The 20,332-nt window shown below is 63.2% G+C and carries 21 protein-coding genes; 11 read left to right on the top strand and 10 right to left on the bottom strand.

Features of this window, described 5'->3' with window-relative positions; translation table 11 throughout:
* Positions 1-103: 103 nt before the first annotated feature.
* The 3 genes from rpe to trpE all read left to right on the top strand — a co-directional run bounded on the left by rpe (position 104) and on the right by trpE (position 3,144).
* Positions 104-778, top strand: coding sequence for a ribulose-phosphate 3-epimerase (rpe, locus tag ACK1U9_RS08755; RefSeq protein WP_046614408.1), 675 nt, complete (start codon positions 104-106; stop codon positions 776-778).
* A complete protein-coding gene (locus ACK1U9_RS08750) occupies positions 775-1,593 on the top strand; it encodes a phosphoglycolate phosphatase (RefSeq protein ID WP_085600126.1) in 819 nt (272 codons plus the stop codon). Before rpe ends, ACK1U9_RS08750 begins: the two co-directional genes overlap by 4 nt.
* A gap of 69 nt (positions 1,594-1,662) precedes the next feature.
* Positions 1,663-3,144: an anthranilate synthase component I gene (gene trpE, locus ACK1U9_RS08745; RefSeq protein ID WP_108481027.1), complete on the top strand. Its 1,482-nt coding sequence runs from the start codon at positions 1,663-1,665 to the stop codon at positions 3,142-3,144.
* 131 nt (positions 3,145-3,275) lie between these two features.
* Here the strand turns inward: trpE and estP are convergent, their stop codons facing one another.
* Positions 3,276-5,156 (bottom strand): esterase EstP, encoded by a 1,881-nt coding sequence (estP, locus tag ACK1U9_RS08740; RefSeq protein WP_108481028.1) that lies wholly within the window; start codon positions 5,154-5,156, stop codon positions 3,276-3,278.
* Positions 5,157-5,524: 368 nt separating this feature from the next.
* On the opposite strand from estP, the gene ACK1U9_RS08735 reads away from it, so the two are divergent.
* From ACK1U9_RS08735 to ACK1U9_RS08720, 4 genes are all read left to right on the top strand, one after another.
* Positions 5,525-6,118 carry an aminodeoxychorismate/anthranilate synthase component II gene (locus ACK1U9_RS08735; RefSeq protein WP_003259809.1) on the top strand — a complete coding sequence of 198 codons (594 nt, stop codon included), beginning with the start codon at positions 5,525-5,527 and terminating at the stop codon, positions 6,116-6,118.
* 9 nt (positions 6,119-6,127) lie between these two features.
* Positions 6,128-7,177, top strand: coding sequence for an anthranilate phosphoribosyltransferase (gene trpD / locus ACK1U9_RS08730; protein WP_449109832.1), 1,050 nt, complete (start codon positions 6,128-6,130; stop codon positions 7,175-7,177).
* On the top strand, positions 7,174-8,007 hold the full coding sequence (gene trpC / locus ACK1U9_RS08725) for an indole-3-glycerol phosphate synthase TrpC (protein WP_284386100.1): 834 nt from the start codon (positions 7,174-7,176) through the stop codon (positions 8,005-8,007). The genes trpD and trpC overlap by 4 nt, the downstream gene beginning before the upstream one ends.
* Positions 8,008-8,187: 180 nt before the next feature.
* Positions 8,188-8,892 carry a lipoate--protein ligase family protein gene (locus ACK1U9_RS08720; RefSeq protein ID WP_449109831.1) on the top strand — a complete coding sequence of 235 codons (705 nt, stop codon included), beginning with the start codon at positions 8,188-8,190 and terminating at the stop codon, positions 8,890-8,892.
* On the opposite strand, the gene crp is transcribed toward ACK1U9_RS08720, so the two are convergent.
* Entirely contained in the window at positions 8,889-9,533 is a 645-nt protein-coding gene (crp, locus tag ACK1U9_RS08715; protein WP_012270218.1) for a cAMP-activated global transcriptional regulator CRP, read from the bottom strand. The genes ACK1U9_RS08720 and crp overlap by 4 nt on opposite strands.
* 191 nt (positions 9,534-9,724) lie before the next feature.
* Between crp and ACK1U9_RS08710 the strand changes: the two genes are divergently transcribed.
* Entirely contained in the window at positions 9,725-10,147 is a 423-nt protein-coding gene (locus ACK1U9_RS08710) for an OsmC family protein (RefSeq protein ID WP_449109830.1), read from the top strand.
* Positions 10,148-10,285: 138 nt separating this feature from the next.
* Here ACK1U9_RS08710 and ACK1U9_RS08705 read toward each other — a convergent pair whose 3' ends face one another.
* The 6 genes from ACK1U9_RS08705 to hemJ all read right to left on the bottom strand — a co-directional run bounded on the left by ACK1U9_RS08705 (position 10,286) and on the right by hemJ (position 14,712).
* Positions 10,286-11,326, bottom strand: a complete 1,041-nt coding sequence (locus ACK1U9_RS08705; RefSeq protein ID WP_046614401.1) for a hypothetical protein — start codon at positions 11,324-11,326, stop codon at positions 10,286-10,288.
* Positions 11,327-11,336: 10 nt separating this feature from the next.
* Positions 11,337-11,984, bottom strand: a complete 648-nt coding sequence (coq7, locus tag ACK1U9_RS08700) for a 2-polyprenyl-3-methyl-6-methoxy-1,4-benzoquinone monooxygenase (protein ID WP_025337477.1) — start codon at positions 11,982-11,984, stop codon at positions 11,337-11,339.
* A 65-nt stretch (positions 11,985-12,049) separates the two neighbouring features.
* Positions 12,050-12,388, bottom strand: a complete 339-nt coding sequence (locus tag ACK1U9_RS08695; RefSeq protein WP_013970615.1) for a histidine triad nucleotide-binding protein — start codon at positions 12,386-12,388, stop codon at positions 12,050-12,052.
* 63 nt (positions 12,389-12,451) lie between these two features.
* Positions 12,452-13,234, bottom strand: a complete 783-nt coding sequence (locus ACK1U9_RS08690; RefSeq protein ID WP_046614400.1) for an SDR family NAD(P)-dependent oxidoreductase — start codon at positions 13,232-13,234, stop codon at positions 12,452-12,454.
* Between the two features lie 67 nt (positions 13,235-13,301).
* Positions 13,302-14,258, bottom strand: a complete 957-nt coding sequence (locus ACK1U9_RS08685) for an NAD(P)H-dependent flavin oxidoreductase (RefSeq protein ID WP_046614399.1) — start codon at positions 14,256-14,258, stop codon at positions 13,302-13,304.
* Between the two features lie 28 nt (positions 14,259-14,286).
* Positions 14,287-14,712, bottom strand: a complete 426-nt coding sequence (gene hemJ, locus ACK1U9_RS08680) for a protoporphyrinogen oxidase HemJ (protein WP_046614398.1) — start codon at positions 14,710-14,712, stop codon at positions 14,287-14,289.
* Between the two features lie 142 nt (positions 14,713-14,854).
* On the opposite strand from hemJ, the gene argC reads away from it, so the two are divergent.
* Both argC and erpA read left to right on the top strand, forming a co-directional pair.
* Positions 14,855-15,889, top strand: a complete 1,035-nt coding sequence (gene argC, locus ACK1U9_RS08675; protein ID WP_046614397.1) for an N-acetyl-gamma-glutamyl-phosphate reductase — start codon at positions 14,855-14,857, stop codon at positions 15,887-15,889.
* A 146-nt stretch (positions 15,890-16,035) separates the two neighbouring features.
* On the top strand, positions 16,036-16,386 hold the full coding sequence (gene erpA / locus ACK1U9_RS08670; RefSeq protein WP_015268740.1) for an iron-sulfur cluster insertion protein ErpA: 351 nt from the start codon (positions 16,036-16,038) through the stop codon (positions 16,384-16,386).
* Between the two features lie 59 nt (positions 16,387-16,445).
* Here the strand turns inward: erpA and ACK1U9_RS08665 are convergent, their stop codons facing one another.
* Together ACK1U9_RS08665 and ACK1U9_RS08660 are read right to left on the bottom strand one after the other, a co-directional pair.
* A complete protein-coding gene (locus tag ACK1U9_RS08665) occupies positions 16,446-17,537 on the bottom strand; it encodes an anhydro-N-acetylmuramic acid kinase (protein WP_046614396.1) in 1,092 nt (363 codons plus the stop codon).
* 4 nt (positions 17,538-17,541) lie between these two features.
* A complete protein-coding gene (locus ACK1U9_RS08660; protein WP_135001526.1) occupies positions 17,542-18,963 on the bottom strand; it encodes a peptidoglycan DD-metalloendopeptidase family protein in 1,422 nt (473 codons plus the stop codon).
* A gap of 213 nt (positions 18,964-19,176) precedes the next feature.
* On the opposite strand from ACK1U9_RS08660, the gene tyrS reads away from it, so the two are divergent.
* Positions 19,177-20,332, top strand: a 1,156-nt coding sequence (gene tyrS, locus ACK1U9_RS08655) for a tyrosine--tRNA ligase (protein WP_449109829.1), incomplete at its 3' end; no start/stop codon positions are given.

Genomic DNA, 20,332 nt, shown 5'->3' with positions numbered 1-20,332 from the left:
GGTTTTACCCGCGAAGAGGCCAGTACAGGTTGATGCTAATCAGCCTTCATCCGCTTCCCTGGGTTACAATGCGCGCCACCGTGATTCTGCCAACAGGTGCGCCATGCAGCCCTACGCTATTGCCCCCTCCATTCTCTCCGCCGATTTCGCCCGTCTGGGCGAGGATGTCGACAAGGTATTGGCCGCGGGTGCCGACATCGTCCACTTCGATGTCATGGACAACCACTACGTCCCCAACCTGACCATCGGCCCGATGGTCTGCACCGCCCTGCGCAAGTACGGCGTCACCGCCCCGATAGACGTGCACCTGATGGTCAGCCCGGTCGACCGCATCATCGGCGACTTCATCGAAGCTGGTGCCACCTACATCACCTTCCACCCGGAAGCCTCGCAGCACATCGACCGTTCGCTGCAGCTGATCAAGGACGGTGGCTGCAAGGCCGGCCTGGTGTTCAACCCGGCCACCAGCCTGGACGCGCTGAAGTACGTGATGGATAAGGTCGACATGGTGCTGCTGATGAGCGTCAACCCAGGCTTCGGCGGGCAGAAGTTCATCCCTGGCACCCTCGACAAGCTGCGCGAGGCGCGTGCGCTGATCGACGCCAGCGGCCGTGATATCCGCCTGGAAATCGACGGTGGCGTCAACGTCAACAACATTCGCGAGATCGCTGCCGCTGGCGCCGACACCTTCGTGGCCGGCTCGGCGATCTTCAACGCCCCGGACTACCAGGAAGTCATCGCCAGGATGCGTGCCGAACTGGCTCAGGCCCGCGCATGAGCGGCTTCGAGCAGCTGTTCCCGGGGACGCTGCCCAGGCTGGTGATGTTCGATCTGGACGGTACCCTGATCGATTCCGTGCCAGACCTGGCCGCCGCCGTGGACCGCATGCTGCTCGAACTGGGGCGCCCGCCTGCCGGTCTGGACGCGGTGCGCCACTGGGTGGGCAACGGCGCCCAGGTGCTGGTGCGCCGGGCGCTGGCCGGTGGCATCGACCACGCCACCGTGGACGATGCGCTGGCCGACCAGGCGCTGGCGCTGTTCATGGACGCCTATGCCGAAAGCCACGAACTGACCGTGGTCTACCCCGGTGTGCAGGACACCCTGCGCTGGCTGCGCAAGCAGGGCGTGGAAATGGCGCTGATCACCAACAAGCCCGAGCGCTTCGTTGGCCCGCTGCTGGACCAGATGAAGATTGGCAACTACTTCCGCTGGATCATCGGCGGCGACACCCTGCCGCAGAAAAAGCCCGACCCTGCGGCGCTGCTGTTCGTCATGCAAATGGCCGGTGTCACCCCTCAGCAGTCGCTGTTCGTCGGCGATTCACGCAGTGACGTGCTGGCAGCCAAGGCGGCTGGCGTAAAGTGCGTGGGCCTGACCTACGGCTACAACCACGGCCGGCCGATCCACGACGAGTCCCCCAGTCTGGTGATCGACGACCTGCGCGCATTGCTGCCCGGTTGCGCAGACCCGGCCACTGGGATAACGTTGGCGGACCTTCAAGCCTCACAAGACAGAGAGTCCACCGTGGCGGTTACCGGCAAATTCTGGATGAAAGTCATCAAGGCCCTGGCCCGTTGGCGTTGGCGCGCCTGACTTGAGCCTGCCGGCGCGTGCCGGCCCGTCCGTTTGCCTGACCTATTGCTGCTTGCCACGAGGCTACTCATGACCCGCGAAGAATTCCTGCGCCTGGCCGCTGCCGGCTACAACCGCATTCCCCTGGCCTGCGAAACCCTGGCCGACTTCGACACGCCGCTGTCGATCTACCTGAAACTGGCCGACCAGCCCAACTCGTACCTGCTCGAATCGGTGCAAGGCGGCGAGAAATGGGGCCGTTACTCGATGATCGGCCTGCCGTCGCGCACCGTGATGCGTGTGCACGGTTACCACGTCAGCATCCTGCAGGATGGCGTGGAGGTTGAAAGCCACGATGTCGAAGACCCGCTGGCCTTCGTCGAAACCTTCAAAGACCGTTACAAGGTCGCTGATATCCCTGGCCTGCCGCGCTTCAACGGCGGCCTGGTCGGCTACTTCGGCTACGACTGCGTGCGCTATGTGGAAAAGCGCCTGGGGGCCAGCCCCAACCCGGACCCGCTGGGCGTACCGGATATCCTGCTGATGGTGTCCGACGCGGTGGTGGTGTTCGACAACCTGGCGGGCAAGATGCACGCGATCGTGCTGGTCGACCCGGCTCAAGAGCAGGCTTTCGAACAGGGCCAGGCGCGTCTGCAAGGCCTGCTGGAAACCCTGCGTCAGCCGATCACCCCACGCCGTGGCCTGAACCTGAGTGGCCCACAGGCTGCCGAGCCGGAGTTCCGCTCCAGCTATACCCGCGAGGATTACGAGAACGCCGTCGGCCGCATCAAGGAATACATCCTGGCCGGTGACTGCATGCAGGTGGTGCCGTCGCAGCGCATGTCGATCGACTTCAAGGCTGCGCCTATCGACCTTTACCGCGCGCTGCGCTGCTTCAACCCGACGCCGTACATGTACTTCTTCAACTTTGGCGACTTCCATGTTGTCGGCAGCTCGCCCGAGGTGCTGGTGCGCGTCGAGGACAACCTGGTCACCGTGCGCCCGATTGCAGGCACCCGCCCGCGTGGTGCTACCGAAGAGGCCGACCGCGCGCTGGAAGACGACCTGCTGTCGGATGACAAGGAAATTGCCGAGCACCTGATGCTGATCGACCTGGGCCGTAACGACGTCGGTCGCGTGTCCTCGACTGGCAGCGTGCGCCTGACCGAAAAGATGGTGATCGAGCGTTACTCCAACGTGATGCACATTGTGTCCAATGTCACTGGCCAGCTGCGCGAAGGGCTGACTGCGATGGACGCGCTGCGGGCGATCCTGCCGGCCGGGACGCTTTCGGGGGCGCCGAAAATTCGTGCGATGGAGATCATCGACGAACTGGAGCCGGTCAAGCGTGGTGTTTACGGTGGTGCTGTCGGTTACTTCGCGTGGAACGGCAACATGGATACCGCCATTGCCATCCGTACCGCGGTAATCAAGGACGGTGAGCTGCATGTGCAGGCCGGGGGCGGCATCGTTGCCGACTCGGTGCCGGCGCTGGAGTGGGAAGAAACCATCAACAAGCGCCGGGCGATGTTCCGCGCGGTGGCGTTGGCTGAGCAGACTTCGGCCAAGTAAGTTGATCGGGGCTGCGTTGCAGCCCTTCGCGGGCATGCCCGCTCCCACAGGGAAATCACATGCTGCAAGGCCTGTGCAATACCCGTGGGAGCGGGCGAGCCCGCGAAGGGCCGCAAAGCGGCCCCATCAATTCAAAAGTCGACGCTGACGCCCAAACTCACCCCCTGCTGCGTCAACTCATCGCTCTTGCGCCAGTTGTAGTTGCCGCGCAAATGCACCCCCGCCACCACTTCATGGCTCACCCCCAGGCTCGCCCGGGTCAGGTCGCTGTGCGGCGTATACCCGGCCAGGGTGAAGTCATTCGCTGGCAGGCTGGTCAGGTGCATCGTCACATCCTGCTGGTCATCCTCGAACTCGTGCTCCTGCGCCACCTCGGCGAACAGCCGGGTACTCGGCAGCACCTGCAAACTGCCCAGCAACCCTACGCCCAAACGGCGTGATGTACGTTCCTGATCATCGAAGCCCAGCGCCGTCGAACGCCCGCTCTTCTCGTCATAGCCATCCACTTTCACCCGCGCATAGTCGGCGCTGATGAACGGCGCCAGCTGCCAGCTGCTGCTCTCGGCTGCCAGGTTGTAGCCCAGCCGCCCCGACATCGCCCAGGCCTCGCCATCGGTGTCGCCCTTTTCGCTGCGGTCGTTCACGCCAAGGGCGAAGGTGCGCTTGAGGTCGCTGTAGTCCAGGTGCCCGGCGGTCAGCGCCGCGTCGGCCCACCAGCGGTCCTGCCGGTATTGGGCGAAGGCGCTGGCAAGGTAGCTGTCCAGCTTGTAGTCCGAGTCCTGTGCGCCGGCTTCCAGCTTCTGCCGGTACACGCCTCCGGCCAGGCCCAGGCGCCATGCATCGTTCAGACGATAGCTGCCGCCCAGGGTCAGGTTGTAGCCGCGGCCGTCGCCGCTGGCCGCGCTGCGCTGGCCGTCGAAGTCCAGGTCCTGGGCGCCGGTGGCAACGAAGGCCTGCCACTGGCCAACTGCCTGCCAGGGTGTCTGCCACTGGTTGCGCAATTCGTCCTGGTGAGCGCGCAGGCTGGCGTGGGCCATTTCCGGGAGCAAGGTCAGTTCCCAGGGGGCGGCAATGATCGAATAGGCGTAGTCGGCAATCAGTTGTTGGCCGGCGATGGTCGGGTGCACCGAGTCGTTGAACAGCAGCTTGGTCGGGTCTGGCGTGGCGCCGTTGATGCCGTACACCGGGTTTTCCACGCAGCCTTCGCCGCTGTAGCAGGTGCCGACCAGATTCTGGCCGCTGGCAAGGCCGAACTGATCGGGGCTGGCCAGCGCTTCGCTCAGCAGCACAGGGATGTTCAGTGGAATGATCTCGGCATCGATCTGCCCCAGTTGGCTGAGCAACGACTGGTTGAACGCGCCGGATAGCAGCGACAGTGGGTTTTGTTGCGGCGTACCGCTGAAGTTCGGTGTCTGCCCGAGGTCAGGCAGCAACCAGACCATGATGTAGCGGGCGCCGCCTTGCTGCAGGGCCTGGGCGCTGGCGGCCAGGCGGGCGCCAGCGGCCACGGCATCGGCCGGGCTGTTGACCAGGCCTTGCAGGAAGTCATTGCCGCCGCCAGTCAGGTAATACAACGCGTTGGGGTCGGCGCGCAGGCCGTTGGCCAGGTAGCCCGGTTTATCACGCAATACCAGCCCGGCGCCGGGGCGCCCTGGTGGGATGACGGTCTCCGAGGTAGTGGTGATCGAGTCCAGGATCTGCTGGGTGGTGTAGCCACCGACTGCCCAGTTGTTGCCGTCGGGAAGGCCCAGCACCGGATTGACCGGAGAGGTGGAAGGGCCTAGCTCGGTCGGGTTCACATCGAGCCGCCCGCCCAGGATCATCGGTGACACTGGCGCATAATTGCCATTGGCATCGCGGTTGGTGAAGCGTACCCCGCCAAACTGCCCGGCGTCGCTGAGGCTGTCACCAAACACGATCATGCTGGAGTAGGGCGAGGGTGTCGCGAAGGCCTGGCTGCAGGCTAACGCCAATGAGGCGAGGGTAAAGCGCAATAACGGTGCTTTTCGCATCAGGGAACATCCTTTTCTTTGTTTTTATCAGGACAACCCCATCGACCTTAGCAAATCGCCGTGCATCCCTCCCAAGTCCATTCGTTTCCCCGTGTTTACAGGCATATTGCGCCCGCCGCCCCGGTAGGCTACTGTGCCGGGACGTATGAGCGAGACCTATCCTGTGTTGATCGTCAGCAAACTCTTGATGCGCGTAATCAAGGCCCACGCCCGTTGGCGTTGGCGCGCCTGACTTTATCCCCTGCCGGCCCGTCCGGCCCGCCCCCGTTTGCCTTCCTGTCTACCGCCCTTTGTGGCAAAGCCGCGCCTGTTGGCTGGTGCAGAAAGGTTCGAATTCTGAAGTCAGTAGATTCAAGAGGTTTAACCCGATGTTACTGATGATCGACAATTACGACTCATTCACTTACAACGTCGTTCAGTACCTTGGCGAGCTGGGTGCCGAGGTAAAGGTCATTCGCAATGACGAAATGACCATCGCCCAGATCGAAGCCCTCAACCCCGAGCGCATCGTCGTATCTCCAGGGCCGTGCACGCCGAGCGAGGCGGGCGTGTCCATCGAAGCCATCCTGCACTTTGCCGGCAAGCTGCCGATACTTGGCGTATGCCTGGGCCACCAGTCCATCGGCCAGGCCTTTGGCGGCGATGTGGTACGTGCCCGCCAGGTGATGCACGGCAAGACCAGCCCCGTACATCACCGTGACCTGGGCGTGTTCGCCGGCCTTAACAACCCATTGACCGTGACCCGTTACCACTCGCTGGTGGTAAAGCGCGAAACCTTGCCCGAGTGCCTGGAAGTGACTGCCTGGACCGCCCATGCTGACGGTTCGGTCGACGAGATCATGGGCCTGCGTCACAAAACGCTGAATATCGAAGGGGTGCAGTTCCACCCCGAGTCGATCCTGACCGAACAGGGCCACGAACTGTTCGCCAACTTCCTCAAGCAGACCGGCGGCCGCCGCTAAGGATCGAACATGGATATCAAGAGTGCGTTGAGCCGTATCGTCGGCCAGCTGGACCTTTCTACTGAAGAAATGCGCGACGTCATGCGCCAGATCATGACCGGCCAGTGCAGCGAAGCGCAGATCGGCGCCTTCCTGATGGGCATGCGCATGAAGAGCGAAAGCATCGACGAGATCGTCGGTGCGGTGTCGGTGATGCGCGAGCTGGCCGACAAGGTCGAACTGCAAAGTCTCGATGGCGTGGTCGATATCGTCGGTACCGGCGGTGATGGCGCCAACATCTTCAACGTATCCACCGCCTCGTCGTTCGTCCTGGCGGCGGCGGGTTGCACCGTGGCCAAGCATGGCAACCGCGCGGTATCGGGCAAGAGCGGCAGTGCCGACCTGCTGGAGGCCGCCGGCATCTACCTGAACCTGACGCCCACCCAAGTGGCCCGCTGCATCGACAGCCTGGGCATCGGCTTCATGTTCGCGCAAAGCCATCACTCGGCCATGAAGCATGCTGCCGGCCCGCGTCGCGACCTGGGGCTGCGTACCCTGTTCAATATGCTCGGCCCGCTTACGAATCCGGCCGGGGTGAAGCACCAGGTGGTCGGTGTATTCGCCCAGACCCTGTGCCGCCCCTTGGCTGAAGTACTGCAGCGCCTGGGCAGCAAGCACGTGCTGGTGGTGCACTCGAAGGACGGCCTGGACGAGTTCAGCCTGGCCGCGCCGACTTTCGTCGCCGAACTGAAGAATGGCGAAATCACAGAATACTGGGTCGAGCCGGAAGACCTCGGCATGAAGAGCCAGAGCCTGCACGGCCTGGCCGTCGAGAACCCGCAGGCTTCGCTGGAGCTGATCCGCGATGCGTTGGGCCGGCGCAAGACCGAAAACGGCCAGAAGGCCGCCGAGATGATCGTGCTCAATGCGGGCGCGGCGCTGTATGCCGCTGACCATGCCATGAGCCTGAAAGCCGGTGTGGAACTGGCCCACGACGTACTGCACACCGGGCTGGCCTGGGAGAAGCTGCAGGAGCTGGGTGCCTTTACTGCAGTATTCAAGGTGGAGAACGACGCATGAGTGTGCCGACGGTGCTGGAAAGGATCATTGCCCGCAAGTTTCAGGAAGTGGCCGAGCGCAGCGCGCGCGTCAGCCTCGCCGAACTGGAGGGCCTGGCCAAGGCTGCCGACGCCCCGCGTGGCTTTGCCAAGGCCCTCATTGAGCAAGCCGCGCGCAAGCAGCCAGCGGTGATTGCCGAAATCAAGAAGGCCTCGCCGAGCAAAGGCGTGATTCGCGAGCATTTCGTGCCGGCGGAAATCGCCGTCAGCTACGAGAAGGGCGGGGCGACCTGCCTGTCGGTGCTGACCGATGTGGATTACTTCCAGGGTGCCGACGAGTACCTGCAGCAGGCCCGCGCGGCAGTGTCGCTGCCGGTGATTCGCAAGGACTTCATGGTCGACCCGTACCAGATCGTCGAGGCCCGGGCCTTGGGCGCGGACTGTGTGTTGCTGATCGTGTCGGCGCTGGATGACGTGAAGATGGCAGAACTGGCGGCCACGGCCAAGGGTGTCGGCCTAGACGTGCTGGTGGAAGTGCACGACGGCGATGAGCTGGAGCGCGCGTTGAAAACCCTGGATACTCCGCTGGTGGGGGTGAACAACCGTAACCTGCACACCTTCGAGGTCAGCCTGGAAACCACCCTCGACCTGCTGCCGCGTATTCCGCGTGATCGCCTGGCGATTACCGAGAGTGGCATCTTGAACCGTGCCGATGTGGAGCTGATGGAGATCAACGAGGTCTACTCCTTCCTGGTCGGTGAGGCGTTCATGCGCGCCGAGCAGCCGGGGCTGGAGCTACAGCGGTTGTTCTTCCCTGAACAGGTGAAGAAGACTGTTCAGCAACTGGACTGATCAAATGAAGCCGGCGTTATTGCCGGCTTTTTTGTATGCCTGTAATGGCCTTTCGCGGCTGTCCGACGCTTCGGTAAGCCCGCTCCCGCAGGATGATCACTGCCTTTGGGATCTGCGATACCCTGTGGGAGCGGGTTTACCCGCGAAGAGGCCATCGAAAACAACAACATAGGTGGATCAATGACCGATCAACCCCTGGCCCTGACCGTAGAACAAGGCCTGCACGCCGAACAGGAATTGCTGGCCGCCGTCTGCCGCGGCGAGCGCGACAGTGGCGTGTTGTTCTGGCGCCCGACCGACCACGCCCTGGTCATGCCCCGGCGCATGAGCCGTCTGGACAACTTCGAAGCCGCCTGCTCGGAGCTGGCGATTGCCGGCTGGCCGGTGCTGCTGCGTGAAACCGGCGGCGAGCCGGTGCCGCAATCACACTCCACGGTGAATGTTGCCCTGGTCTATGCTGCCCCCCGCAGCGAAGGCGACCACGGCCGTATCGAAAATGCCTACGAGCGCTTGTGCTTGCCGCTGTGTGATGTGCTGCGCGAGTGGGGCGGGGTGGCGTCGGTGGGCGAAATCGACGGTGCCTTCTGCGATGGGCGCTACAACGTCAACCTCAATGGCCGCAAACTGGTAGGCACCGCCCAGCGTTGGCGCCAGGGGCTGGGCGGCAAGCGCCCGGTGGTGCTGGTGCACGGTGCGCTGCTGCTGGACAACGAGCGTGAATCGATGGTGGCGGCGGTCAACCGCTTCAACGAGTGCTGTGAGCTGGAGCAGCGCTGCCGCGCCGACGCGCACATCGCCCTGCACGAAGTGGCGCCTGCAGCCCCATGGTTCGAGCGGCTGTCGCAGGCCTATGCCAAGGTGCTGGCCGACCTGCCCAAGGACTAGCGGGTACCGTAGACCACCATGGTCTTGCCTTTGACCTGCACCAGGCTGCGTTCTTCAAGATCCTTGAGGACGCGGCCGACCATCTCCCGCGAGCAACCGACGATGCGGCCGATTTCCTGGCGAGTGATCTTGATCTGCATGCCATCGGGGTGGGTCATGGCGTCGGGTTGTTTGCACAGCTCCAGCAGGCAACGGGCGACACGCCCGGTAACGTCAAAAAACGCCAGGTCGCCGACCTTGCGCGTGGTGTTGCGCAGGCGCTGTGCCATCTGGCTGCCCAGGGCATAGAGGATTTCCGGGTCCTGGCGCGCCAGTTCGCGAAACTTCTCATAACTGATTTCGGCCACTTCGCATTCGGTCTTGGCGCGTACCCAGGCACTGCGCTGCTGTTCACCCTCGACCGGTTCGAACAGGCCCAGCTCGCCGAAGAAGTCGCCATTGTTGAGATAGGCGATGATCATTTCATGGCCGTCATCGTCCTCGATGAGGATGGTGACCGAACCCTTGATGATGAACGACAGTGTCTCGGCCCGGTCGCCGGCGCAGATGATGTTGCTTTTGGCGGTATAGCGACGGCGCTGGCAGTGCACCAGCAGTTTGTCGATGTTCTTGATCTTGGCGGGTAGGGCGGAAGCAACCATCACGAAATCCTGTTCGATATGACGCAGAGGCTTTTTATAAAGGTTGGCTGGCGGGGCGCGCCAGTCATTTGGCGCCAGCTTATCAGACACTACAGGATGTTTCGGTACTAAACCGACACGACTCGTGCTTTTCCCACGGCCGCACAAGGTCTAAGCTGACACCCTTTTCCGAAAATCAGGAGTCCGGGTAGATGAAGGCACGTATCCAGTGGGCCGGTGAGGCTATGTTCCTCGGCGAATCGGGGAGCGGCCATGTCGTCGTGATGGACGGCCCGCCCGAGGCCGGTGGCCGTAACCTGGGCGTGCGCCCGATGGAAATGCTGTTGCTGGGCCTGGGTGGTTGCAGCAGCTTTGACGTGGTCAGCATTCTGAAGAAGTCGCGCCAGGCGGTGGAAAGCTGCGAGGCGTTCCTGGAGGCCGAGCGTGCCAGCGAAGACCCGAAGGTGTTCACCAAGATCCACATGAACTTCGTGGTGAAGGGGCGTGGGCTGAAGGAGGCCCAGGTCAAGCGTGCGGTAGAGCTGTCGGCGGAGAAGTATTGCTCGGCTTCGATCATGCTCGAGCGTGCCGGGGTTGAGATTACCCACGGGTACGAGATTGTAGAGCTGAGTTGAACAGCAAATTTTGGGGGCTGCATTGCAGCCCATCGCCGGCAAGCCAGCTCCCACAGGGATAGCACATGGCTTGAGGTCAATGCGGTCGAGGAGGGAGCTGGCTTGCCGGCGATGGGGCGCAGAGCGGCCCCGACAATTTCAGCTGCGAAGCGCCGGCAGCGCAGCACGCACCCATCCCGGCAAACAGCCGCGCATTACCCGGCTCAATCGCTCCCGCCGCTTCTGGTAAACCAGCCCCAGCCCGATAACCCCCAGCCCGATCAGGGTCACCACCACCGGGAACAGCAGCGAGTCGGCAAACACCTCGTACGACAGGTACCCCAGGTAAGCCGCCACGCCCAACGCCCCGAATACCATGAACACCGGCCGACGCAACAGCACCGCCATAGCCATCAGGGCAATATTGATCAGGCAGTACAGGGCCTTGCCCAGCTCGCTGCCGCTGTCCACCAGCGTAAGTCCGCCCCAGAATGCCGCCAGTCCGGCCAGGTAGCCCCAGTGGGCATAGTCTTCGCGGGTGCGGCCGTCCATCCCGACGAACACCACCAGTAACCCGAGCCCGAACCACAGCGAAACCTCGCGGCGCTGATCCCAGCTGAATGGCGAGCCGAAAAACCATTCGCTCAGGTCCATCGACATGAACCACAAGGCCACGGCAATCGGCATGACGATGAATGGGTAGGGGATCAGCCTCAGCATCAACAGCCCGGCTAGTACCGTGGCTGCTTCCATTGCCAGCCAGCCGCCCTGCACGTAGGTGTAGTACTGGTGATAGTTAGCCTGCGCATCATCCATTGGCCACCAGCCGGCCAGCCGTTCGATGGCGAACACCGCCAATGGCACTATGCTGACCGCGACTGCCGCCAGCACCCCAGCCGCGACCGGCTGGACGCGCCGTTGCAGGTTAATGGCGAACAGCGTGAGCAGCAGGATATAGAGGCTGGCGATGACCAGCAGCGCCCAATCGCCGATGCGCATCCAGGCTTCGGTGAGCAACCAGCCCATTGCTGCCATGATCAGCATCGCGCCGAAGTAGAAAGCGACATGGGCCAGCTGGAAGCTGCCGCGCTGTGCCGGCTGCTGGCGCAGGAAGGCCAGCAGGGCCTGGTCCTGTCCCTGCTGGAGAATGCCGGCTTGCACGGCGCGCGCCAGGTCCTTGGCGTCGAAACGGTCCGTCATGGTGATGCCTTCAGATACGGTAGGTGCTCTTGGTCATGACCTTGGCCAACAGGCTCATGCCAAAGCGAACAGGGGCGGGGAAGCGATAACCGCCGGCTTCCAGTGCAGACTCGGCGTGCTGTTCCTCATCGATACGCATCTGTTCGAGGATGGCCCGGGACTTTTCGTCTTCCTGCGGGATCTGCTCCAGGTGCTCGTCGAGGTGCTTGCACACCTGATGCTCGGTGGCGGCGACGAAGCCCAGGCTGACCTTGTCGCTTACCAGCCCGGCAAGTGCACCGATACCGAACGACATGCCGTAGAACAACGGGTTGAGCACGCTGGGGTGGCTGTTCAGCTGGCGAATGCGCTGTTCGCACCAGGCCAGGTGGTCCACTTCTTCCTCCGCGGCGTGTTCCATGGCCTTGCGCACTTCGGGCAGCTTGGCGGTCAGGGCCTGGCCCTGGTACAGCGCCTGGGCGCAGACTTCGCCGGTGTGGTTGATACGCATCAGCCCGGCAACATGGCGGGCCTGCTGTTCGTCCAGGTCGACGTCCGGCTGGACGATGGCCGGCGATGGACGGGCGGGTTGGCCGCTGAAGGGCAGCAAGGTGCGCATGGCGGTATCGGCCTGCAGCAACAAGCGGTCGAGCGGCGAGTAGTGACGTTCGGTAGCCATCGGGCACCTCCGCAAGAATGTGCCCGACAGTTTACCGCAATAGTGGCAGGGTCGCTTGCCGTGGATCAGCCCGGTGGCCAGTGCATCTGGCGCTGGCCAAGCACGTGCATGTGGATGTGGTAGACGGTCTGGCCGCCTTGCTCGTTGCAGTTCATCACTACGCGGAAACCCTCCTCGCAGCCAAGTTCCTTGGCCAGGCGCTGGGCGGTGAACAAGATGTGACCGGCCAGGCCTTTGTCTTCTTCGGTCAAGTCATTGAGGGTACGGATGTGCTTTTTCGGGATGACCAGGAAATGCACGGGCGCCTGGGGGGCTATATCGTGGAACGCCAGAACCTGGTCGTCCTCGTAGATGATCTTCGCCGGGATTTCCCGGTTGATGATCTTGATGAATAAATCGTCCACAGCACTTGCTCCATGGTGAGGGTCGGGCCGAGTGTACTCAGCCAGGCGCCGCTCGCCCAGTAGCTATTCCATGCCGAGCGGGCAATAACGGCGGTGGATGGCCCCGGCCAGCTTGCGCGCCAGCCAGCGCGGCAGCAGGCGCGGAGCGAACGCCAGCCAGCGGTTGCGCCGGCCGGGCAGGATCAGAGCGCGGTTCTTGTCCAGCGCGCGCACGGTGTACAGCGCCACTTCCTCAGGGCTGAGGCAGCGTGGCTTGCCATCCAGCCGCGGAATGCGCCGGCGCGAGGAGCGCACCGGGCCGGGGCACAGTACCGAAACCTTGATGCCGGTGCGCTTGAGTTCTTCACGCAAGGCTTGGGAGAAGCTCAGCACATAGGCCTTGCTGGCGGCATAGGCGGCCATCCACGGGCCTGGCGCCACCCCGGCCAGGCCGGCGACATTGAGGATTTGCCCGCCGCCCTGTACGGCCATCAAGTTGCCGATGGCGTGGCACAGGCGGCTCAGGGCCAGCACGTTGACTTCCAGAAGGTCCTGCTCGTCGGCCCACTCATGGGCCAGGAATGGCCCGTAGGTGCGCAGGCCGGCACAATTGACCAACAGGTCGATGCGTCGCTCGCCCTCCTCCAGTTCCAGCACGAAGCCCGACAGGCGTAACGGCTGGCTGAGGTCGCAGGCACGGAACAGCACCTCGACACCGAAGCGTTGGGTCAGTTCTATGGCCACCGGCTCCAGCGTTTCACGCTGGCGTGCCACCAGGATCAGGTTGCGCCCGCGCCGCGCCAGGGCTTCCGCCAGGGCCAGGCCCAAGCCGCTGGAAGCACCAGTGATCATGGCGTAACGGGTCATGCTAGGCTCCTGGGGGCTGAAGAGGGCGCCTAGTGTACAGCGTGGTCGGGCAAGGTGTTGCCTTTTGCTAGTGGCTACCGGCGCGCAGGGCCTGGCAGCGCTCCAGGGCGTCCCGGTACTCGTCATGCAGCCGTTCGATCAGCGCGCTGGCGCTGGGCAGGTCGTCGATACTGCCGACCCCCTGGCCCGCCGACCACACGTTTTTCCAGGCCTTGGCCTCGTCGTCGATCGGCTTGAGCTTGCCTTGCTCGTGGCCACCCTTGAGGGCTTCCATGTCATAGCCAGCCTGCTCCAGGCTTGGGCGCAGGAAGCTGGCAGGGACGCCGGACACCGCCGGGGTATGGATGATGTCGGCGGCATGGGAATCGAGCAGCATCTGCTTGTAGGCGCCCGGGGCCTGGCTTTCTGCGGTGGCGATGAAGCGGGTGCCCATGTACGCAAGGTCCGCACCCAGCATTTGCGCGGCGAGGATCTCGTGGCCGTGGTTGAGGCAGCCTGCCAGCAGCAGGGTCTTGTCGAAGAACTGGCGGATCTCCGCGGCCAGGGCGAACGGGCTCCAGGTGCCCGCATGGCCGCCTGCGCCAGCAGCAACGGCGATCAGGCCATCGACACCGGCTTCGGCGGCTTTCTCGGCATGGCGGCGGGTGGTGACGTCGTGGAACACCAGGCCGCCGTAGCCATGCACGGCATCGACCACTTCCTTCACCGCGCCGAGGCTGGTGATGACGATCGGTACGCGGTGTTCCACGCACAACGCCAGGTCGGCCTGCAGGCGCGGGTTGGTCGGGTGGACGATCAGGTTGACGGCATAGGGTGCTGGCGCCTGCAGCTGTGCCAGGCCTGCCTCTATTTCCTCCAGCCAGGCCTTGAAGCCGGCGCTGTCGCGCTGGTTCAGGGCCGGGAAGCTACCGACCACACCGCTGGAGCAGCAGGCCAGTACCAGCCTGGGGTTGGAGATCAGGAACATCGGTGCAGCAACCACGGGCAGGCGCAGGCTTTGTTCGAGGGAGGCAGGTAACGACATGGCAAGGCTCCTTGAGCGGGTGGCTATGTCAGAACGGTTTGACCACCACCAGAATTACGATACCCAGCAGGAACAGCACGGGTACTTCGTTGAACCAGCGATAGTAGACGTGGCTGCGGGTGTTGCTACCGCTGGCGAAGCGCTTGCGCTGGGCGCCGCACATGTGATGGTAGATGGTCAGCAGGATGACCAGGGTCAGCTTGGCATGCAGCCAGCCCTGGCTGAGCCAGCCGGGGGTGAGGTAGAGCATCCATGCGCCGAACACGTAGGTTGCGATCATCGCCGGGTTCATGATGCCGCGATACAGCTTGCGCTCCATGGTCACGAAGCGTTCCTGGCTGATGCTGTCCTGGCTTTGGGTGTGGTAGACGAACAGCCGCGGCAGGTAGAACAGGCCGGCGAACCAGCAGACCACGCTGACGATATGCAGCGCTTTGATCCATAGATAAAGCATGGGGGGAGTTCCTTCAGGTATTCACGGTCGTCAGATAGTAGTGGTCAAGCGCCCGAAGGGTCACCCGAAGAGTTGTTACAGGCGCCTTGCGCCCCTATTATCGTGCGCTTTCCAGACGGCTCGTTGATAAGGGGCAAGCGTTATGATCAAGGTCGGTATCGTCGGCGGCACGGGTTACACCGGCGTCGAACTGTTGCGTCTGCTGGCACAGCATCCACAGGCCGAAGTGGCGGTCATCACTTCGCGCTCCGAGGCGGGCGTTGCAGTGGCGGACATGTACCCGAACCTGCGCGGCCACTATGACGGACTGGCATTCAGCGTGCCGGACAGCAAGACCTTGGCCGCCTGCGATGTGGTGTTCTTCGCCACCCCGCACGGTGTTGCCCACGCCCTGGCTGGCGAACTGCTGGCGGCAGGTACCAAGGTGATCGACCTGTCCGCCGACTTCCGCCTGCAGGACGCCGCCGAGTGGGGCAAGTGGTACGGCCAGCCGCACGGTGCGCCAGAGCTGCTCAAGGACGCGGTATACGGCCTGCCTGAAGTCAACCGCGAGAAGATTCGCCAGGCACGCCTGATCGCTGTGCCGGGTTGCTACCCGACCGCCACCCAGCTGGGCTTCCTGCCGCTGCTGGAAGCTGGCCTGGCCGACCCGTCTCGCCTGATCGCCGACTGCAAGTCGGGTGTCAGCGGCGCTGGCCGTGGTGCGGCGGTGGGCTCGCTGTTCTGCGAAGCCGGTGAAAGCATGAAAGCCTACGCAGTGAAGGGGCATCGCCACCTGCCAGAAATCAGCCAGGGCCTGCGCCAGGCTGCTGGCAAGGATATCGGCCTGACTTTCGTGCCGCACCTGACGCCAATGATCCGTGGAATCCACGCCACCCTGTACGCTACTGTCGCCGACACCTCGGTCGACCTGCAGGCGCTGTTCGAGAAGCGTTACGCCAATGAACCGTTCGTCGACGTGATGCCGGCTGGTAGCCACCCGGAAACCCGCAGTGTGCGCGGTGCCAACGTCTGCCGCATCGCCGTTCATCGCCCGCAAGGTGGTGACCTGGTGGTGGTGCTGTCGGTGATCGACAACCTGGTCAAGGGTGCGTCCGGTCAGGCGGTGCAGAACCTCAACATCCTGTTCGGCCTGGACGAGCGCATGGGCTTGTCCCACGCCGGCCTGCTGCCGTAAGCCGCCAGCGTTCGAAAAGGCCCGCGTCATGCGGGCCTTTTTGTAGGTCGCTACTAAAGCCGCACAATTCTTGACCGATTTTCTCGGGAAAGCGGATAATGCGCGTCATCGAGTTTTATGGCGGCTACCACGCCGGGAGAATCAACATGAGCGTCGAAACCTTCACCCCCACCGCTTTGGAATTCACCCACGGCGCTGCGCAAAAGGTGAAGAACCTGGTTTCCGAGGAAGGCAACGATCGTCTGAAGCTGCGCGTGTTCGTCACCGGTGGCGGCTGCTCGGGCTTCCAGTATGGCTTCACCTTCGATGAGGACGTGGCCGAAGACGACACCATCGTCGAGCGCGAAGGTGTTTCCCTTGTGGTCGACCCGATGAGCTTCCAGTACTTGGCCGGCGCCGAAGTGGATTACCAGGAAGGCCTGGAAGGCTCGCGCTTCGTGATCAAGAACCCGAACGCTGCTACCACCTGTGGCTGCGGCTCCTCGTTCTCGATCTGAGGCCTGGCCATACGAAAACGCCGCGCAATTGCGCGGCGTTTTGCTTTCTGGCGTAACGTTCAGGCCGGGTATATTGCGCCGAGTACGCGCAGGCCCTTGGCTGCTGTCACGCTAGGACGATTGGCAGCGATGCCTTCCAGGCAACAGTGGGCCAGCCAGGCGAAGGCCATGGCTTCGACCCAGTCCGGGTCCACGCCATGGGCGCCGGTGCTGGCGACACGGGCGCCGGGGAGCAACTGGCCGAGGCGTGTCATAAGGGCGCCGTTGCGCGCACCGCCACCGCAGACCAGCAGCGTTTCGGTGCCTTGCTGGGCGTTGCACAACGAGTCGATGATGCTGCGTGCGGTCAGTTCCAGCAATGTTGCCTGTACGTCCTCGTCGCGGTAAGCGGGTAGGTGGGCCAGGTGACCATCCAGCCAGGGTAGGTTGAATACTTCGCGGCCGGTGCTCTTCGGGCCGCTGCCCGCGAAGAACGGGTCGGCCAGCAGTGCGCTGAGCAAGTCGGCCTGCACCACGCCCGAGGCAGCCCAGGCCCCATCCGCATCGTAGGCCTGGCCGCGCTTGCGCTCGATCCAGGCATCCAGCAGCACGTTGCCCGGGCCGCAGTCGAAGCCGTGGACTGGCTTGTCGTATTCGATCAGGCTGAGGTTACTGAAACCGCCCACGTTGAGAATGGCCAGGCGCTGGCCCAGGTGGCTGAACAGGGTTTCATGGAAGGCAGGCACCAGTGGCGCTCCTTGTCCACCGGCCGCCACATCGCGACGGCGGAAGTCGGCGACCACGCTGATACCGGTAAGCTCGGCCAGCAGCGCCGGGTTGCCGATCTGCACGGTAAAGCCGCGTGCAGGTTCGTGGCGGATGGTCTGGCCGTGGCTACCGATGGCGCGGATGGCTCCGGCCTGCAGCCCCTGCCTGGCCAGCAGTTGGCGGATGCCTTCACCTGCCAGGTTGGCCCAGCGGTTTTCTGCCAGCGCAGCGCGGGCGATTTCGTCAGGGCCGCTGCTGCAAAGGCTCAGCAACTCCTGGCGTAGGTCGCCGGGCATGGGGAGGTAGTGGGTGGCGAGCAGTTCGAGCTGCTCGCCTTGTTCGATCAAGGCAATGTCCAGGCCATCGAGGCTGGTGCCGGACATTACCCCCAGGTAGAGCGCCATGGGCTTAGCGCTTGTTCGCTGCGAGCAGGGTGGCCTTTTCCTGATCCATGCGGGCGATCAGGGGTTGGCTCTGCTGCAGGAAGCGCTGGCGCTCGTTTCTGGCGATCGGGTCGGCCATCGGCACTTTCTGGCTCAGCGGGTCGACGTGCACACCGTTGACCTGGAACTCGTAGTGCAGGTGCGGGCCGGTGGACAGGCCGGTGGTGCCGATATAGCCGATGATCTGGCCCTGCTTGACCGAGCCGCCGGTCTTGATGCCCTTGGCAAAGCCCTGCATGTGGCCGTACAGCGTCTTGTAGCGGTTGCCGTGCTGGATGATCACGGTATTGCCGTAACCACCGCGGCGCCCGGCCAGCTCGATGCGGCCATCACCGGCTGCCTTGATCGGAGTGCCACGTGGGGCGGCGTAGTCGACGCCTTTGTGAGCACGGATCTTGTTCAGGATCGGGTGCTTGCGGCCGGCGGAGAAGCGCGAGCTGATGCGGGCGAAGTCGACCGGGGTGCGGATGAAGGCCTTGCGCAGGCTGTTGCCATCGGCGGTGTAGTAGCTGGTGTTGCCCTGCTTGTTGGTATAGCGCACGGCGGTGTAGGTCTTGCCGCGGTTGGTGAAGCGTGCAGACAGGATGTTGCCGGTGCCGACGACCTTGCCGTCCATTACCTTCTGCTCGTAGACCACGTCGAATTCATCGCCTGGGCGAATGTCCTGGGCAAAGTCGATGTCGTATCCCAGCACGCGCGCCATGTCCATGGTCATGCTGTGGGACAGGCCGGCGCGCTGGGCCGAGGCCGAAAGCGAGCTTTTGATAACGCCGTGGGCATAGGCGGTACGTACAACCGGTTTGCTGATTTCGCGGTTGAAGGTATAGCCCTTGTCGGTCTTGGTCAGGCGAATGGTTTCGAGGTTGCTGACCTTGCTGTGCAGGCTGGCCAGCTGGCCGTCCTTGTCGAGCTCGAACTGCAGGACCTGGCCGTGCTTGAGCTGGCTGAACTGCTTGGCCTGCTTGTTGCTGGCCAGCAGGTCGTGCACTGCGTTGCTCGGCAGGCCGACCTTGGCGAACAGGGTGGACAGGGTATCGCCCCGAGCCACGGTGACTTCGCGGTGGCTGGGTTGCTTGGCGGTTTCGACGACCGGTTCGGCGGCAGGGGCTTCCTGCTCGGCCTTCTGGGTCTCGGGGGTGGCCTCTTCGATTTGGGCGAATGGCGAGCCTTGCTCACCGTCTGCCTGCACCAGAGGCGCAGCGCGGGATTCGTCCTTCAACTGCTCGGCAGGGCTCTCCAGCTCGAGATTGAGGGTGGTTTTCTTGGCTTCCACTTCGCTGGAAGGAAACACCAGCAGGGCCAGGCTGAGCAGGGCGGCGATGCCGCTGGCGGCCAACAGATGGCTTTTCGGATAAAGCGGGGGCGCTTTAGGCGGTTCGTTGGTCATGGGCAAGGTGACTTTGAATAAGGTGAAATGGAAAAGATGAATGACATGATGAAGATGAAATAACTGTATAAAATATAACCAAATCCATTTTCACGCAAGGGCGCGTAGACGCCGCAAGCCTGTGCTCGGGTCACATTCCTTTGCGAAACTTGTAATTGACGGCCGATCTTGTATGGTTGGCTCCCCCTGAATCTGAGCCTTGCGGGTTTGTCTATGAAGTCGGTTGAAGAGCAGCTGGCGCTTATCAAGCGCGGTGCGGAAGAAGTACTGGTCGAGTCGGAACTGGTGGAGAAGCTCAAGCGCGGCCAGCCTCTGCGCATCAAGGCCGGCTTCGACCCGACCGCGCCTGACCTGCACCTTGGGCATACGGTGCTGATCAACAAGCTGCGCCAGTTCCAGGACCTGGGGCACCAGGTCATCTTCCTGATCGGTGATTTCACCGGCATGATTGGCGATCCGAGCGGCAAGAGCGCCACTCGCCCACCACTGACCCGCGAGCAGGTGCTGGAAAACGCCGAGACCTACAAGCAGCAGGTGTTCAAGATCCTCGACCCGGCCAAGACCGAGGTCGCGTTCAACTCCACCTGGATGGACAAGCTGACCCCGGCCGACTTCATTCGTCTGGCGTCGCAGTACACCGTGGCGCGCATGCTCGAGCGTGATGACTTCGACAAGCGCTACACCACCAACCAGCCTATTGCCATCCACGAGTTCCTGTACCCGCTGGTGCAGGGTTATGACTCGGTGGCGCTGAAGGCGGATGTCGAGCTGGGTGGTACTGACCAGAAGTTCAACCTGCTGATGGGGCGTGAGCTGCAGCGCGCCTATGGCCAGGAAGCGCAGAACATCGTGACCATGCCGCTGCTCGAAGGGCTCGACGGCGTGAAGAAGATGTCCAAGTCGCTGGGTAACTATGTAGGTATCCAGGAAGCGCCGGGGGTGATGTACAGCAAGCTGGTGTCGATCCCGGATACCCTGATGTGGCGCTACTTCGAACTGCTGAGCTTCCGTTCGATGGAAGAGATCGAGCAGTTCCGTGCCGACGTCGCCAATGGTGCCAACCCACGCGACATCAAGATCAAGCTGGCGGAAGAGATCGTTGCGCGCTTCCATGGCGAGGAGGCTGCGGCCAATGCTCACCGTGCCGCGGGTAACCGTATGAAGGAAGGCGAGCTGCCGGAAGATCTGCCGGAAATCGAAGTGGCTGCGGGCGAAAGCCTGCCGATTGCTGCCGTACTGAACCGGGCTGGCCTGGTGAAGAACTCGGCGCAGGCGCGGGACTTGTTGAGTGGTGGTGCGGTCAAGGTTGATGGTGCGGTGGTTGATCGTGACTTCATGTTTGCGCTGGGTGCTACCCATGTGTGCCAGG

Source organism: Pseudomonas sp. XP1, assembly GCF_053557675.1.
Note: the sequence above shows the minus strand (reverse complement) of the source record. Positions and strands in the feature narration are given on the sequence as shown.